Annotated in this window: 12 protein-coding genes; 8 read left to right on the forward strand and 4 right to left on the reverse strand. The window is 61.5% G+C overall.

What is annotated here, in order from left to right; translation table 11 throughout:
- The first annotated feature begins 2 nt into the window (after nucleotides 1-2).
- The 3 genes from ACP7BX_RS27840 to ACP7BX_RS27850 are packed head-to-tail and all read left to right on the forward strand — an operon-like array spanning nucleotide 3 to nucleotide 3,923.
- Nucleotides 3-893: a MaoC/PaaZ C-terminal domain-containing protein gene (locus ACP7BX_RS27840; RefSeq protein ID WP_426132005.1), complete on the forward strand. Its 891-nt coding sequence runs from the start codon at nucleotides 3-5 to the stop codon at nucleotides 891-893.
- The gene (locus ACP7BX_RS27845) at nucleotides 890-2,188 is read left to right on the forward strand and encodes an acetyl-CoA C-acetyltransferase (RefSeq protein ID WP_426132006.1); all 1,299 of its coding nucleotides are present in this window, start codon (nucleotides 890-892) and stop codon (nucleotides 2,186-2,188) included. The genes ACP7BX_RS27840 and ACP7BX_RS27845 overlap by 4 nt, the downstream gene beginning before the upstream one ends.
- A gap of 31 nt (nucleotides 2,189-2,219) precedes the next feature.
- Nucleotides 2,220-3,923 (forward strand): AMP-binding protein, encoded by a 1,704-nt coding sequence (locus tag ACP7BX_RS27850; RefSeq protein ID WP_426132007.1) that lies wholly within the window; start codon nucleotides 2,220-2,222, stop codon nucleotides 3,921-3,923.
- A 111-nt stretch (nucleotides 3,924-4,034) separates the two neighbouring features.
- Here the strand turns inward: ACP7BX_RS27850 and ACP7BX_RS27855 are convergent, their stop codons facing one another.
- Nucleotides 4,035-5,150 carry a Gfo/Idh/MocA family protein gene (locus tag ACP7BX_RS27855; RefSeq protein ID WP_426128461.1) on the reverse strand — a complete coding sequence of 372 codons (1,116 nt, stop codon included), beginning with the start codon at nucleotides 5,148-5,150 and terminating at the stop codon, nucleotides 4,035-4,037.
- Between the two features lie 291 nt (nucleotides 5,151-5,441).
- On the opposite strand from ACP7BX_RS27855, the gene ACP7BX_RS27860 reads away from it, so the two are divergent.
- The 5 genes from ACP7BX_RS27860 to ACP7BX_RS27880 all read left to right on the forward strand — a co-directional run bounded on the left by ACP7BX_RS27860 (nucleotide 5,442) and on the right by ACP7BX_RS27880 (nucleotide 10,749).
- Nucleotides 5,442-6,485, forward strand: coding sequence for a WD40/YVTN/BNR-like repeat-containing protein (locus tag ACP7BX_RS27860; protein WP_426128463.1), 1,044 nt, complete (start codon nucleotides 5,442-5,444; stop codon nucleotides 6,483-6,485).
- Between the two features lie 15 nt (nucleotides 6,486-6,500).
- Complete coding sequence (locus tag ACP7BX_RS27865; RefSeq protein ID WP_426128465.1) at nucleotides 6,501-8,876, forward strand: efflux RND transporter permease subunit; 2,376 nt, start codon at nucleotides 6,501-6,503, stop codon at nucleotides 8,874-8,876.
- Between the two features lie 78 nt (nucleotides 8,877-8,954).
- Nucleotides 8,955-9,251, forward strand: coding sequence for a DUF5629 family protein (locus tag ACP7BX_RS27870; protein WP_177075580.1), 297 nt, complete (start codon nucleotides 8,955-8,957; stop codon nucleotides 9,249-9,251).
- Nucleotides 9,238-10,413 carry a lactonase family protein gene (locus ACP7BX_RS27875; RefSeq protein ID WP_426128467.1) on the forward strand — a complete coding sequence of 392 codons (1,176 nt, stop codon included), beginning with the start codon at nucleotides 9,238-9,240 and terminating at the stop codon, nucleotides 10,411-10,413. Before ACP7BX_RS27870 ends, ACP7BX_RS27875 begins: the two co-directional genes overlap by 14 nt.
- A gap of 156 nt (nucleotides 10,414-10,569) precedes the next feature.
- A complete protein-coding gene (locus ACP7BX_RS27880) occupies nucleotides 10,570-10,749 on the forward strand; it encodes a hypothetical protein (protein ID WP_016980181.1) in 180 nt (59 codons plus the stop codon).
- A gap of 17 nt (nucleotides 10,750-10,766) precedes the next feature.
- Here the strand turns inward: ACP7BX_RS27880 and ACP7BX_RS27885 are convergent, their stop codons facing one another.
- From ACP7BX_RS27885 to ACP7BX_RS27895, 3 genes are read right to left on the reverse strand one after another with little or no spacing between them, the layout of a single operon-like run.
- Nucleotides 10,767-11,360 (reverse strand): glutathione S-transferase, encoded by a 594-nt coding sequence (locus ACP7BX_RS27885; RefSeq protein WP_426128469.1) that lies wholly within the window; start codon nucleotides 11,358-11,360, stop codon nucleotides 10,767-10,769.
- Nucleotides 11,357-14,995: an AAA family ATPase gene (locus ACP7BX_RS27890; protein WP_426128471.1), complete on the reverse strand. Its 3,639-nt coding sequence runs from the start codon at nucleotides 14,993-14,995 to the stop codon at nucleotides 11,357-11,359. The genes ACP7BX_RS27885 and ACP7BX_RS27890 overlap by 4 nt, the downstream gene beginning before the upstream one ends.
- On the reverse strand, nucleotides 14,992-16,233 hold the full coding sequence (locus ACP7BX_RS27895) for an exonuclease SbcCD subunit D C-terminal domain-containing protein (RefSeq protein ID WP_314533229.1): 1,242 nt from the start codon (nucleotides 16,231-16,233) through the stop codon (nucleotides 14,992-14,994). The genes ACP7BX_RS27890 and ACP7BX_RS27895 overlap by 4 nt, the downstream gene beginning before the upstream one ends.
- Between the last annotated feature and the right edge of the window lie 3 nt (nucleotides 16,234-16,236).

The raw sequence follows: 16,236 nt of genomic DNA on the forward strand, positions 1-16,236 counted from the left end.
CCATGGACTACGTGACGCAGATCATTGATCCGCCGCCTTCACGCACCCGCTTGCTGCTGGATGGCGTGCGTGCCCTGCGTAAACCCAAGCTAGATGGTGCGCCTGCGCTGCCCAAGGAGCGCCTGGTGCGCTCGGCGGTGGGGTTGTCTGCCGCCGACATCGCCGCCTATGGCCGTGCCTGTGGTTTTCGCCGCGAGCAGGGCGTGCCGTTGTCCTATCCCCATGTGCTGGCGTTCCCTTTGCACTTGATGCTGCTGACCCGCCCCAGCTTTCCGTACCCGGCCAGCGGCATGGTGCACCTGGCCAATCGCATCCGTCAGCACCAACGCTTGCACGAAGACCAGGCGTTGCGCATTGAGGTGTATTGCGAGCGTTGGGTGGCTCATCCCAAGGGCCAGGCGCTGAGCATCGCCACCCGTGCCTACGGTGCCGGCACGCTGGTGTGGGAAAGCGACAGCCTGTACCTGCGCCGGGACGTCAAGGATCCCGTCGGCGGACCGTGGGGTGACGCGTTGCCGCTGCAGGAAGAAGGCTTGTTACGCACCCAACGCTGGGTGCTGCCCGCCGACCTGGGCCGACGTTTTGCCAAGGTCTCAGGGGATTTCAACCCGATTCACGCCTCGGTGATCGGCGCCAAGCTGTTCGGCTTTCGCCGCGCCATCGCCCATGGCATGTGGACCCTGGGCCGCGCACTCGCCGCCCAGCAACCGCCCGGAGGCCTGGACCAGGCCGAGGCCCATTGTGACTTCAAGTTGCCGATCTTCCTGCCCGGCCAGGTCGCGCTGTGGGGCCATCCGGTGACTGGCCCGCGCCGCGAATTCGAAGTGCGCAACTTTGCCGGTGACAAACCCCATATGCGTGGCCTTTTCATCTGGAAAGAGAACCTGGAATGAGTGACTACAGCTTCAACCCGGCCCCGGTCCGTCGTGTGGCGATCATCGGCGGCAACCGCATCCCGTTTGCTCGCTCCAACACGGTGTACGCCCACGACAGCAACCAGGACCTGCTGGTCGCCGCGCTGCAAGGGTTGGTCGACCGTTACAACCTGCACGGCCAACGCCTCGGTGAGTTTGCCGCTGGCGCTGTGATCAAGCACTCGCGGGATTTCAACCTGGCGCGTGAGTCGTTGCTGTCCACCACCTTGTCACCGGATACGCCGGCCTACGATGTGCAGCAAGCCTGCGGCACCGGGCTGGAAGCCGCATTGCTGGTGGCGAACAAGATTGCCCTCGGCCAGATCGAGGTAGGCATTGCCGGGGGGGCCGACACCACCTCTGACGCGCCCATCGGCATTAATGAATCCCTGCGCCACACCTTGCTCGCGGCCAATCGCGCCAAGGGCATGGGCGATAAGCTGAAGACGTTGCTCAAGGTCCGGCCGTCGATGTTCTTCAAGCCGTTGCTGCCGCGCAACGGCGAGCCGCGCACCGGCCTGTCCATGGGCGAACACTGCGAAGAAATGGCCAAGCGCTGGCAGATCAAACGCCTGGCCCAGGATGAGCTGACCCTCACCAGCCATCAACGCCTGGACGCGGCCTACCAGCGCGGCTTCTTCGACGACTTGATCAGCCCCCATCGCGGCCTGGCCAGGGACAACAACCTGCGCGCCGATGCCAGCCTGGAAAAGCTCGCCGGCCTGTCTCCAGCCTACGACCGCCAGAACGGCACCCTTACCGCCGGTAACTCCACTCCGTTGACCGACGGCGCCTCGGTGGTGCTGCTGGCCAGTGAAGAGTGGGCCGCCGCCAACGGATGGCCGGTGCTGGCCTACCTGCGTACCGGCGAAACCGCAGCGGTGAATTTTGTCGACGGCACCGAAGGCCTGCTGATGGCCCCGGCCTACGCCGTGCCGCGCATGCTGAAACGCGAAGGCCTGAGCTTCAAGGACTTCGACTTCTTCGAGATCCACGAAGCCTTTGCCGCCCAGGTGTTGTGCACACTCAAGGCCTGGGAAGACCCGGATTATTGCCGCGAACGCCTAGGCTTGGAGGCGCCCCTGGGCACCATTGATCGCGCGAAGATGAACGTCAACGGTGGCTCGCTGGGCTGCGGCCATCCCTTTGCCGCCACGGGAGGCAGGCAGTTGGCGGCGCTGGCCAAGATCATCCATGAGAACGGCGGCGGGCGCGGCCTGATTTCCATCTGCGCGGCAGGCGGGCTGGGCATTACCGCCATCGTCGAAAAGTAGCTCTATCAAAAACAACAACAAGGAGACTGCCATGAACGCTGTAAGCCTGGAACACACCGAACGGATCTGGTTGAACGCTTACCTGCCCGGCGTCCCGGCAGATATCGACGCCGCTATCGAGGACTACCCATCGCTGCGCGAGGTGTTCCTGGAACACCTGGAGAAGTTTCGCGAACGGGTGGCGTACGTCAGCATTGGCACCGAAATGACCTACGCCGACTGGCAGGTGCAAGGCTATGCCTTTGCCGCCTGGCTGCAGGGGCAGGGCGTCAAGAAAGGTGATCGTGTGGCGCTGATGATGCCCAACTGCTTGCAGTATCCGATTTGCCTGTTGGGTACGATCCTGGCCGGCGCGGTGGTGGTCAACGTCAACCCGCTGTACACCTCCCATGAACTCAAGCACCTGCTCAAGGACAGCGGTGCTGAAACGGTGGTGATCTTCGAGAACTTCGCCCACACCCTGGAAAAAGTCATCACCGGCAGCAGCGTCAAGCGCGTGGTGATCGCGGCCATCGGCGATTTGCTGGGGACGTTCAAGGGCGCCGCGATGAACTTCATCCTGCGTAGCGTGCAAAAGCAGGTGCCAGCGTTCAATCTGCGCGGCTCGCTGCGCTTCAACCAGGTGCTGAAACAGGGACGGGCGCTCACTCATTTCCCGGTGGAGATGCACCTCGACGACCTGGCCTTCCTGCAATACACCGGTGGCACTACCGGCGATGCCAAGGGCGTGATGCTCAGCCACCGCAATATCATCGCCAACCTGCTGCAAGCCAAGGCCTGGGTTGGCGACCAACTGGACCAGGACAAGCAGGAAACCAATGTCACCTTGTTGCCGCTGTACCACATCTTTTCCCTGACGGTGAATTGCCTGATGTTCATGTGCCTGGGCGGGCGCAACATCCTGATCGCCAACCCACGGGACGTGAAGCGCGTGCAGATGATCCTGCGCAAGGAGCGCTTCAACGGGATTGCCGGGGTCAACACCTTGTTTAACGGCCTGCTCGAGAACAAGGAGTTCTGCGCACGGGACTTTTCCGACCTGCGCATGGTGATCGCCGGCGGCATGGCCACGCACACGGCGGTGGCCAAGCGCTGGAAGGAAGTCACCGGGCTGCCGATCATCGAAGGCTACGGCCTCACCGAATGCTCGCCGGTGGTGAGCATCAGTCCGATCAACATTGCGCGCATGCGCGAGATGGAATTCACCGGCAGCATCGGCGTGCCATTGCCCTCGACCTGGGTGCGGTTTATCCGCGAAGACGGCGAACTGGCCGAGATTGGCGAGCAGGGCGAACTGCAAGTGCGTGGGCCTCAGGTGATGCAGGGCTACTGGAAGCGTCCGGAGGCCACTGCCGAGGTGCTGGATGCCGAAGGGTGGTTGTCGACCGGGGATATCGGCGTGATGGACGCGCGCGGCTTTATCCGCCTGGTAGACCGGAAAAAGGACATGATCCTGGTCTCCGGCTTCAACGTGTACCCCAATGAAATCGAGGACGTGGTGGCGCTGCACCCTGGCGTGGCCGAAGTGGCGGCCATTGGTGTGGAAGATGGCGTGACGGGGGAGAAGGTCAAGATCATCGTGGTGCGCAAGGACCCGAGCCTGACCCAGGAGCAGATTCTGGCGCATTGCCGGGAGTACCTGACGGGGTACAAGGTGCCCAGGTACGTGGAGTTCCGCACCACTGAACTGCCCAAGACCACTGTCGGCAAAGTCCTACGCAGGGCCTTGCGCTGATTCGAAGGTTTAGGTGATCCAAATGTGGGAGCTGGCTTGCCTGCGATGGCGGTGTACCTGTTACACCGACATCGCAGGCAAGCCAGCTCCCACAAAGTTCTGTGGTGGATTTTAGAGTGAGTTCACTGTTACCCAGCGCTCCTCTTTGGCCGCCACACGAATCGCCGTCGCCAACCGCTCAACTTCCCACGCCGCCTCAAAGTCCGTGCCATCCGCACCTTGACCCGCCAGCGCCAGGATCAACTCCTGCACCTCCAGCGTCTTCAGTTCGTTGTAGCCCAACTGATGGCCCGCCGCCGGGCTGAACGCCGCATAACCGGGCAGGGCAGGGCCTGCGAGCAAACGCTGGAAACCGTCCTGGCCAACGCGACAGATCTGCAATTCATTCAAGCGCTCTTGATCGAACGCCAAGGTGCCTTTCGTCCCGCTGATCTCGAAACTCAGGTGGTTTTTGTAGCCCTGCTTGAGCCAGCTGCTGCTCACCGTCCCGCGTGCGCCGTTGGCAAAACGCAGCAGGGCGTGCACTTGGTCATCCACCGCGATCGATTTAAGGTCGGTGCTGCCTTTGACGGCCGGTCGCCTGGCGTGGACGGTCTGGGTGTCGGCACACACACCCACTACGTCGCCCACCAGATAACGCGCCATCGATAGCAAGTGACTGCCCAAGTCCGCCAGTGCGCCGCCGGCATGCTCGACTTCGCAGCGCCACGACCATGGCGAGGCCGGATCAGCCATGAAATCTTCGCTGAACTCACCCTGGAAGCTGATGATCTCGCCCAACTCGCCGCTCGCAATCATCTGTCGTGCCAGGGTGATCATCGGGTTGTGCTGGTAGTTGTAGCCCACCCGCGTCACCACGCCCGCAGCACTGGCGGCGCGGCGCATGGCGTCGGCCTGTTCCAGGCTCACGGCCAGGGGTTTTTCGCAATACACCGCCTTGCCCGCTGCGATGGCGGCCATGGCCATGGGGTAGTGCAAATGGTTGGGCGTGGTGATGGCCACCACGTCGACATTGGGATCATTGATCAACGCCTGCCAGTCGCCATGGGCCTGGGAAAAGCCCCAATCCTTGGCGCAGCGTTGTGCGCGTTCGGTGTCGGCGTCGGCCAGTGCTGCCAGCTTGAGGTGCAGCGGCAGTTCGAATACCGCGCGGGCGTTATTGAAGGCCAAGGCGTGGGCGCGCCCCATGAAGCCTGTGCCGATCAAGCCGATTCCGAGTTCACGCATCGCCGTGGTCCTTTGGATTATTGTTTTCAGGAGGCTTATTAATGGAATAAAAATTCGTATATTTCAATAGATAGAATAAAAATTCATTAAGGCCTCGCCGATCACTCCAACGAATGCAGCTATATTCAGCCTCTGACGAAAGGCCGTCAGTTAACAAAAGATAACGTAGTGCCGATTGTCAGACGATTCGAAAGCCCGATAGGATGGCCCCTGCTTCCTCCAGGCGCTCTAGATTGCAGGTTTCAAGGCCCCGGAAGGCAGCGATAACAATAATAAATGGGAGAAAGGTCTATGAGTGAGCCTGTCATGGGTTGGGTTGTCTGCCGCCCACGCGCCGCACGCAGGGTTGCGATGCTGGCCGCAGCGCTCTCGCTGTTTGGCGCTGTCGTGTTACCGGCAGCCGTCCAGGCCGCCAGCGATACCTCGTTTGCGATTGAATCCCCCAAGGCCGCCAAAGGCCTGATGATCGATGTAGTCCACGCGGGCAAGCGCCTGGTGGCGGTCGGTGATCGCGGGCACATCCTCTATTCCGATGACCAGGGCAGCACCTGGACCCAAGCCAAAGTCCCCACCCGGCAGTTGCTCACGGCGGTGTTTTTCGTCAATGACAAGCAGGGTTGGGCGGTGGGCCATGATGCGCAGATTCTTGCCAGTTCCGACGGCGGCGCCACCTGGACCCAGCAATACCAGGACCTCAAACGCGAAGCCCCGCTGCTCGACGTGTGGTTCAACGACGCCAACCACGGCCTGGCCGTCGGCGCCTACGGTGCGTTGATCGAAACCACCGACGGCGGCAAGACCTGGGATGACGTCAGCGACCGCCTCGACAACGAAGACCAGTACCACCTCAACGCCATTGCCCACATCAAGGACGCCGGCCTGTTCATCGTTGGCGAGCAGGGCAGCATGTTCCGCTCCAGCGACGACGGTCAGACCTGGGAAAAACTCGAAGGCCCCTACGAGGGCTCGCTGTTTGGCGTGATCGGCACTGCCCAAGCGCAAACCCTGCTGGCTTATGGCTTGCGCGGCAACCTGTACCGCTCAACAGATTTCGGCAATACCTGGGAGCAAGTTGAACTGAACGCTGCGCGGGGAGCGCTGGAGTTTGGTTTGTCCGGCGCGACCTTGCTGGAGGACGGCTCGATTGTCGTGGTCGGCAACGGCGGCAGCGTGGTGGTCAGCCATGACGACGGCGTGACCTTCAGCGTGTTCAACCGTGCGGACCGCATTTCGCTTTCGTCCGTCACGGCGGCAGGCAATGGCAACTTGATTCTGGCCGGGCAGGGGGGCGTTCGCGTCGCTAAAGCCGATGGCGCCGAACCGACAAAACAATAAGAAGGCGGGGAAAGAATGAGCAGTCATCACAACGATAAAGCGACCTTTCTTGAGCGCCTGATCTTCAACAACCGCCCGGCAGTGATCGTGATCTGCCTGCTGGTGAGTATTTTCCTGTTCTGGCAGGCGACCTTGATTCGCCCGTCCACCAGCTTCGAAAAAATGATCCCGCTCAAGCACCCCTTCATCGAGAAGATGATGGAGCACCGCAATGACCTGGCGAACCTGGGCAACACGGTGCGCATCTCGGTGGAAGCCAAGGACGGAGACATCTTCACCAAGGAGTACATGGAGACCCTGCGTCAGATCAACGACGAAGTGTTCTACATTTCCGGTGTCGACCGTTCGGGCCTCAAGTCGCTGTGGAGCCCCAGCGTCCGCTGGACCGAAGTGACCGAAGAAGGCTTTGCCGGCGGTGAAGTGATCCCGCAGAGCTACAACGGCTCCCCGGAAAGCCTCGATCAACTGCGCAACAACGTGCTCAAGTCCGGTCAGGTCGGGCGCCTGGTGGCCAACGACTTCAAATCGAGCATCGTCGACATTCCGCTGCTGGAGTCCTACCCGGACCCACAGGACCAGGGCAAGTTGCTGGCCCTGGACTACCGCAAGTTCTCCCATGAACTCGAAGACAAGATCCGCACCAAGTTCCAGGAGCAGAACCCCAACGTGCAGATCCACATCGTCGGCTTCGCCAAGAAAGTCGGCGACCTGATTGATGGCCTGATCATGGTGGTGCTGTTCTTCGGCGTGGCGTTCGGCATCACCCTGGTCCTGCTGCTGTGGTTCACCAACTGCCTGCGCAGCACCATTGCGGTGTTGAGCACCACCCTGGTGGCGGTGGTCTGGCAGTTGGGGCTGATGCATGCCGCCGGTTTCGGGCTGGACCCTTACTCGATGCTGGTGCCGTTCCTGATCTTTGCCATCGGTATTTCCCACGGCGTGCAGAAAATCAACGGTATCGCCCTGCAATCCAGCGAAGCGGACAACGCACTGACGGCCGCACGCCGTACCTTCCGCCAACTGTTCCTGCCGGGGATGATCGCGATTCTTGCCGATGCGGTGGGCTTCATCACGCTGCTGATCATCGACATCGGCGTGATCCGCGAACTGGCCATCGGCGCCTCTATCGGCGTGGCGGTGATCGTGTTCACCAACCTGATCCTGTTGCCAGTGGCGATTTCCTACGTCGGCATCAGCAAACGCGCCATCGCCAAGAGCAAGAAAGACGCGAACCGCGAACACCCGTTCTGGCGCCTGCTGTCGAAATTCGCCAGCCCCAAAGTCGCGCCGGTCTCGATCCTCCTGGCCCTGATCGCCTTTGGCGGTGGCCTCTGGTACAGCCAGAACCTCAAGATCGGCGACCTCGACCAGGGCGCGCCGGAACTGCGCCCGGACTCGCGCTACAACAAAGACAACAACTTCATCATCAGCAACTACTCCACCAGCTCCGACGTGCTGGTGGTGATGGTCAAGACCAAGGCCGAAGGCTGCTCGCGCTATGAAGCCATGGCGCCCATCGACCAGTTGATGTGGAAGATGCAGAACACCGAGGGCGTGCAGTCGGCGATCTCGCTGGTGACCGTGTCCAAGCAGATGATCAAGGGCATGAACGAGGGCAACCTGAAATGGGAAACCCTGTCGCGTAACCCGGATGTGCTCAACAACTCCATCGCCCGTGCCGATGGCCTGTACAACAACAACTGCTCCCTGGCGCCGGTGCTGGTGTTCCTCAACGACCACAAGGCCGAAACCCTCGACCGCGCGGTGCATGCGGTGCAGGACTTCGCCAAGGAAAACAACAAGGACGGCCTGGAATTCATCCTCGCCGCCGGTAACGCCGGGATCGAAGCGGCCACGAACGAGGTGATCAAGGAGTCGGAGCTGACCATCCTGATCCTGGTGTACCTGTGCGTGGCGACCATGTGCATGATCACCTTCCGCTCCTGGGCGGCGACCCTGTGCATCGTGCTGCCGCTGGTGCTCACGTCGGTGCTCGGCAACGCGCTGATGGCGTTCATGGGCATTGGCGTCAAGGTCGCGACCTTGCCGGTGGTGGCGCTGGGCGTGGGGATTGGCGTGGACTACGGCATCTACATCTACAGCCGCCTGGAAAGCTTCCTGCGCGCCGGCTTGCCGCTGCAAGAGGCGTATTACCAGACGCTCAAGTCCACCGGTAAAGCCGTGCTGTTCACCGGCCTGTGCCTGGCAATCGGCGTGTGCACCTGGATCTTCTCGGCGATCAAGTTCCAGGCCGACATGGGCCTGATGCTTACCTTCATGCTGCTGTGGAACATGTTCGGCGCGTTGTGGCTGCTGCCGGCGCTGGCGCGGTTCCTGATCAAGCCGGAGAAACTGGCGGGGCAGAAGGGCAACTCACTCTTCGCGCATTGATCGATTAGACCATTGCCGCAAGGCACCGCGGGGGAATTGACCTATCATGTGTCTTTTCCCCCGCAGTGACTTCACATCATGACCGATTCGCAACCCAACCTGAGCACCGCCCTGACCGACAGCGACATGCTGATCATCAATGGGCTGCACGCCTTCGACTTCACGTTTGACCAGCACTTGCTGATCGAAAGCATGGACGGCCGGGAACTCAAGCGTTGGAAGTTCAGTCCAGAACAACTGAACGCCGCCACCTTTGATGACAGCTTGCAAAGCTGGCTCTTGAGCAACGAAGACGGTGAACACCGTCTGGTCTGCCTGAGTGCGATCAAGGGCGACAACAATAACGATGAGGACGAAGCGGATGATGATGCGTAAATTCTGGCCCCTGCTGATGGCGGGCAGTGTCGGTGCCATGTCGGTGCAAGCCGCGCCGGCCGACACCTATGAACTGCTGGTGGGCAGCTACACCGCCGGCAGCAGCGAAGGCATCTACCGCCTGCAATTCGACAGCCGCACTGGCAAATTCCAGGGCCAGCCGGTGCTGGCGGCCAAGGCGGCCAATCCGTCATGGCTGACAATCTCCAAGGACCAGAAGCACCTGTTTGTGGTCAACGAAAACGGCCCCGGCCAGCAAGACCCGGTCGGGCGCGTAAGCAGCTACAGCATCGACCCGCAGAATCATCAACTGACCTTGATCAACCAGGTGCAGAGCCTGGGCAATGAGCCGACCCATTCCAGCGTGGCCGCCGATGGGCGCTACCTGTTTGTCGCCAACTATTCGGTGCTGGAAGATCCGGGCGGCAGCCTGGCGGTGTTGCCGGTGGATGCCACGGGCAAGCTGTCGGCCCCTGTGCAACTGAGCGGGCACCCGGCCAGTCGCGTCAACCCTGAGCGGCAGGCGTCCAACCACGTGCATTCAGTGGTGTCGTCGCCCGATGGCAAATACGTGTTTGTGCAGGACCTGGGCGCGGACAAGGTCTTTGCCTACCACTACGATCCCAAGGCCAACCCTGAGCTGCCATTGACGCCGGCCAACCCGGCCTCGGTGCAATTGCCGCCCGGCAGTGGCCCGCGTCATTTGTTGTTCAGCGCCGATGGCAAGCACGCGTGGTTGACCACCGAGATGAGCGCGCAGGTGGCGGTGTTCGACTACAAGGACGGCCAACTGACCCAGACCCAACTCGTGGACTTCGCCGCCGGGCAACCGGTGACCGACAAGGCCGGTGCGGCGCTGCATGCCTCCAGTGATGGCAAGTTCCTGTACCTGAGCAACCGTGGCACGGCCAATCAACTGCTGGTGTTCAGCATCGACCCGGCCACCGCGCACCTCAAGGAACTGCAGCGCCGCTCCGTGGAAGGCGATCATCCGCGTGAGTTCAGCCTGGACCCGAGCGGCAAGTTCTTGCTGATCGCCAACCAGAAAAGCAACGAAATCGTGGTGGTCGAACGCGACCCCAAAACCGGCCTCCTGGGTAAAACCGTGCAGAAATTGCCGATCGATGCGCCCAGCGACCTGAAGTTTCTGGTGCGTCAATAAGCCACAGGCCCCGTCATGCGGGGCCTGAGCCTTTCTATTAATTCTGTTAATAGCGGCTACTGTTTCAAAGCATTTCTAAGGTTTAGCCCTCGGGCGTAAGTTTGGTTCCAAGGCCTTCCCCGGCCACTCAACCAAACGAACACAAGGGTTACCGACATGAATCTGAATCTCTTCTCCATCATCGCCGCTTCCGCTGTTTCCGCCACTGTTGCCCTGCCAGCCGCGGCCAGCGTGGAAGTCTCCGGCAAAAAATCCAGCACCAGCGCCTACACCCAGAAATACCTGCAACAAAGTGCCAACTTCTATGCTGCTCTGGATCACAAGACTCAGCAGTGAGCCCGCTGGCGCGGTATTCAGGGTTTTGCCATCACCGCGATGAACAACCCTGAATCCAGAAAGCGCTCAAGCCAAGCCTGCAACCGTTTATACGATGTACCGGCAAACCACACTCGATCCACATGGGCATACTGGCGCACAAACGGCGCCAGTGCAGCATCCGCCAGGGTCAGGTGGTTAGCCAACAGGTAGTCGCGCTCTGCCAACAACGCTTCCAGCTTTTGCAGAAACACTTCACCCCCGGCCCGATACTGTTCCATCGGTTGCTCGGGGTAGCGTTCGGCATACTTGTATCGATCCAAGTGATACTTGAAGCCTTGGTCGTTCTCGGCGATCAATGCGAATACCGCCGGGTCGCCTTGCAGCAACCAGTTATCCGGGTCGTTTTGCGCCAAGGCCCACTGCATGATCTCCAGGCTTTCTTCAATCACCCTGCCATCAACGTTCAATACCGGCACGGTGCCCTTGGGCGACAGCGCCAGCATCTCGGCGGGCTTGGCCTTGAGGCTCACCTCGACGATGCGCACCGGTACGCCCGAATAACGCAGCGCCAGCCGTGCCCGCATCGCATAGGGGCAGCGCCGGAACGAATACAACAGCGCCTCGCTCACTTGACCTCCAACGTGCTCAAGCCATTGCCCTGGCGCTTGACCTGGATCTGCACCGGAATGCGCTCGTGCATTTCCTGCACGTGGGAGATCACCGCCACTTTACGGCCCTGAGCCTGCAAGCCATCCAGCGCGTCCATCGCCAATTGCAGGGATTCCGGGTCAAGGCTGCCAAAGCCCTCATCGATAAACAGCGATTCGATCTTCAATGTACTCGAGGCCATCGACGCCAGCCCCAGGGCTAGCGCCAGTGAAACCAGGAAGGTTTCGCCGCCGGACAACGAATGCACCGAGCGCAGTTCATCGCCCATTTCCGTGTCCATCACCAACAGGCCGAGCATGCTGCCGCCACGCTTGAGGCGATAACGCCGCACCAACTGGCGCAGTTGCACGTTGGCGTGATGCACCAACAAATCGAGGTTGTAAGCCTGGGCGATCTTGCGGAAGGTGTCGCCGGTGGCCGAGCCGATCAGCGCGTTCAGGCGTGCCCAGCGTTGCCATTCGTCATAGGCCTTGGCGATCTGCTCGGCAAAGGCCTGGTTGGCGTCCTGGCGACGCTGGTCTTCGGATTGGCGTGCGCGCAGTTCAGCGCAGTGTTTTTCACTCTCGGCCAGTTGCTGATTGAGCGTGGCCAAGGCGCTGTCCAGTTCTTCAGCTGCAAGGTTGCCGTTGTGCAGGGCCTGATGGTCGGCCAGGCGTTGTTCGCGTTCTTGCAGCAGTACCTTGGCCTGTTCGACGGCTTTTTCGCTGAGCTGCACCTGCTGGCGCAATTGGCTGACCTGGGCGTCATCGTAGGCCAGCAAGCGGTTGAGGCCAGCGTCATCGAGTTCCGGATGCAAGGCGCGCCATTCGCTGATACGCGTGACGAGGGCCTGTTGTTCGGCCTGCAACGCGTGTTCGCGTTCCTGTTGTGCCTTGAGGTCCGCCGCCAGCTGGATCAGTGCGTTGTGGATTTCCTGCAACTGTTTGCTGGCGTCGGTTTCGCTTTGGCGTGACTGGGTCACGGCCTGTTCCAGTTGCTGCTGCCAGTGTTCGGCACTGGTGAACTCGCCCAGTAACGTGCTGAGTTTTGCCTGGGCTGCTTGCTGTTGGGTCGCCAACTCGGTGACCTGCTGGCGCAGAGCGTCGAGTTGCTGCTGACGATGCTGCTGGTGGGTCTGTTCCTTCTCGATCGCCTGTTGGCGTTCTTGTTGCTCGGCCAGTTCATCGCGTTGATGGCCCAGCTGCTCCAGGCGCTGGCTGACTTGCTGGTCCAGCTGCATGAAGGTGGCGGCCGGCTCGGCGCGCAAACCTTCCAGGGTTTCTGCGGGCAGCAGGCTGGCGAAGGCGTTCAGTTCCTGTTCGAGGCGTTCGCGGTCGCTGGCCAGCTCGCGTTGCTGATCGACCATCAATTGACGGGCCTGTTGGCTGGCTTCCTGGGCCGCTTGCAGTTGCTGCTGCAAGCGCCCGGCGTTTTGTTGCAGGTTGAGCAGGGCGCTTTGGCGTTGTTCGTCCTGAGTGATGCTTTGGCTCAGTTGGCCCAATTGCTGCTCAAGCCAGACGCTGCGTTTGGCGGTGTCCTGGTTGAGCAACGACGCGGCCAGCGGGTGCGCATCCAGACTTGGCTGGAGGGCTTGCTGTTGCGTGGCCAGGTGTTCCTGCTGTTGCAGGTATTCCTTCTGTTGGGCGATCAAACCGCCCACTTCGCCACGCAACTCAGTGAGTTTTTCCTTGAGGCTGTCCACGGCTTTCTGTGCGGTGGCTTCTTCGTTTTCGTCATGCCGACCGAGGCTTTGCAGCAACGCTTCGGGTTGGTGGTACGGGTGTTCGTGGCTGCCGCACACCGGGCAGGGCTGGTCGTCCTGCAACTGCTCGCGCAACTCCTCGACGCTGGCGCTGCGGGCCAGGCGCTGGCGTTCCAACAGTTGCTTGGTCACGTTCAGCGTCTGTTCGGCAACCGTCAGTTCGGCCTTGGTTTGCAGGCCGGTCTGGTTCAGTTGTTCGCGTTGCTGTTGGGCGTCGGTGAGCTTTTGCGTCAGGTTGGCGGCGTGTTGGTCCAGCTGTTGCTGGTTGTCCCACAGGCGCGTCAGGTCTTCAAAGGCGCGCTGCTGTTTGCGATTGTCTTGCAGCAGGCTCGCCAGCAACTGGATCTGCTCGGCCACGGCGTGAGGCTCGGCACCGGCCTCCTGATACAGCAGGTCCAGGGCTTCGCGTTGCTGAGTGAACTGCTCGGCGGCGCGGGTCGCACGTTGCTCCAATTGGGGCAGTTCGGCCTGGCCTTTATTCAGGCGATTGCCGATCTGCGTCAGCTGTTGCAAGCGGTCGCGGTAGGCGGTCCAGGCATCGCTCAGCGGCGCGAGGGCGGCGCTGCGCTCAAGCTCGGTGCCCAGGCGTTGCAGGCGCTCAGTGACGTGATTCTGTTTTTCCAGCAGCGCAGTGAGGTGGGCCTGACCTTCGGCGCAGGCGCTTTCGTGCTGCTGTTGGTCCTCGGTGCGCTTGGCCAGCTCCTTGGTCAAGTGGGCGAGGGTGCTTTGCTCTTCAAACGCCTGTCGCAGCAACGGCACGGCATCCGTTTGGGTTCTCAGGGCCTCAGCCAACGCAGTTTGCGCGCTGGCTTGTTGCTGCTGGGCCTGCCCCTGGCGGGTATGCAGTTCACCTTGCTGTTGGATATGCGACTGAATCTGCACGGCCAACGGGGCAAGCACGCTGCCGAGTTCGGCCTGGCGCGCAAACTGGTGACGCTGTGGCGCCAATTGGTCCAGGCGGCTCAGGTCTTCACGTTGCTGGCCTTGGTTATCCCAATCGGCCTGTGCGCGCTGCAGTTGTTCGGTGGCAGCAAGTTGACGTTCCTGCCATTCCCGCAGCTCCTTGAGCCAGGTGTGCTGAAGCTCAAGTTGTTTGAGTTGCGCTTGCTGTGTCTTGAGTTGCTGTTGTGCGGCATCGAACTGCTGATCCAGCTCCACACGTGCCTCGGGCGCCAGGGGCACTACACCGGTGGCCTGGTCCTGCAACTGCTTGTGCGCATCCCTGGCCTCTTTGGCCTTGTCGAACGCGCGCCGGCCGAGTTGGGTGTACAGGGCGGTGTCGGTGAGCTTTTCCAGCAGTTCACTGCGCTCGTTGTCGTTGGCCTTGAGGAAGGCGCTGAACTCACTCTGCGCGAGCAAGACGGCACGGGTGAACTGTTCGAAGTTCAGGCCCAGGGCGAGTTCCAGCTGGGTTTTGTACTCGGTTTTCTGGCTGGCCAGCAGTTGGTCGCTGTCCAGGTCGATCAGGCTCTGGCGGCTGTTCTGCAACTTGCCGCTGGCCTTGTCGCGGGCGCGATTGGCTTCCCAGCGCGCGCGATAGCGACGGCCACTGACGCCGACAAAATCCACTTCGGCATAACCGCCACCGGTACCACGCCGTAGCAGAGTGCGCGGGTCTCCGATGGAAATGTCGCTGTCGGCATCCGGCATCTTCGCCTGGCCGGTGTCGCCCAGGCGTGGCACCGCGCCAAACAGCGCCAGGCACAAGGCATCGAGCAGGGTACTTTTACCGGCGCCGGTCGGCCCGGTAATCGCGAACAACCCGGCACTGGCCAGGGGCTCGGCAGTAAAGTCGATTTCAAACGGGCCGGCCAGTGAAGCCAGGTTTTTCAGGCGGATGGCGAGGATCTTCATGGCTGTTCCTCCTCCTGTTGCACTTCCTGGAGCAGCACGGCGAAGTCCTTCAAGGTCTGTTCATCCACTTCACTGCCATAACTGTCCTGCCAGGCGCGGCTGAACAATTCCTGGGGCGTGAGCTGGTCGAGTTCGATCAGGCGGTCGTCGCCTTCGTCTTCACTGCTGCCGTTACCTGCGTATTCAGCGGCGATGCGCACCAGGCGCACGGCCTTGCCTTGCAGGGCGCTTTCGATCTGCTGGCGCAGGTCGGGTTGCGGCTCGTCGAGGCGCACGCGCACTTCCAGCCAAGGGTGGCGCTGGGTTTCGGCCAGCAGGTCGACGTCGGGCAACTCGGCCAGGGCCTTGAGGATATCGGCCAGCGGCGCGGCTTCCAGGCGTTGCAGGTCGACCGAGCGCGGAATCAGGATCGGTTCGACGTTCACCAGGCATTGGCCCTGGAACGTCACGTCGAGGATCTGGTGCTTGTAGCCGATTTCGGAAAACGACAGCGGAATTGGCGAACCGCTATAGCGAATGCGTTCTTCGCCATTGACCTTCTGCGGCTTGTGCAAATGGCCGAGGGCGACGTAAGCGACACTTCGATCAAACAGACTGGCCGGCAGCGCCTCGGCATTGCCGATGATCAGGCTGCGCTCAGAGTCTTCCGACACCGAGCCACCGGCCATGTGCGCGTGGCTGATGGCAATCAGCGCCTGGCCTTTTTTGCGCTTGGCGTTGGCGGCGGCGATCAGCCATTCATGCACCTGGCCGATGCCGCGCAGGTAGTCGTCACCCAGGTGCGCGCCGGTCACTTCCGCCGGGCGCAGGAACGGCAGCGCCAGGCACCAGGCGGCGATCTTGCCTTTGGCGTCCGGCAGCGGGATCAGCAGGCGTTCGGCGTCGAGTTGGCCGTCATCCAGCCACAGCACCCGGCCCAATGCATGGGTACGCAGGCGGCGCATCAAGGGGGCGGGCAGCTCAATACGCGAGCCGGAGTCGTGGTTGCCTGCGATCATCACGATGGTCAGCTTGGGGTTCTGTTCGTGGGCGCTGATGATGAAGTCATACAGACGCTCCTGGGCCTTGAGCGGCGGGTTGACAGTGTCGAAGATATCGCCGGCGATCAGCAGCACATCCGGCAGATGGGTGTTCAGTTGGCCCAGCAGCCATTCGAGGAAACAGGCGTGTTCGAAGTCGCGTTCCTGGCCGTGGAGGTTTTGGCCCAGGTGCCAGTCGGAGGTGTGAAACAGACGCAAGGC

The organism is Pseudomonas sp. DWP3-1-3b3 (genome assembly GCF_049896305.1).
GTDB lineage: Bacteria > Pseudomonadota > Gammaproteobacteria > Pseudomonadales > Pseudomonadaceae > Aquipseudomonas > Aquipseudomonas azotoformans_A.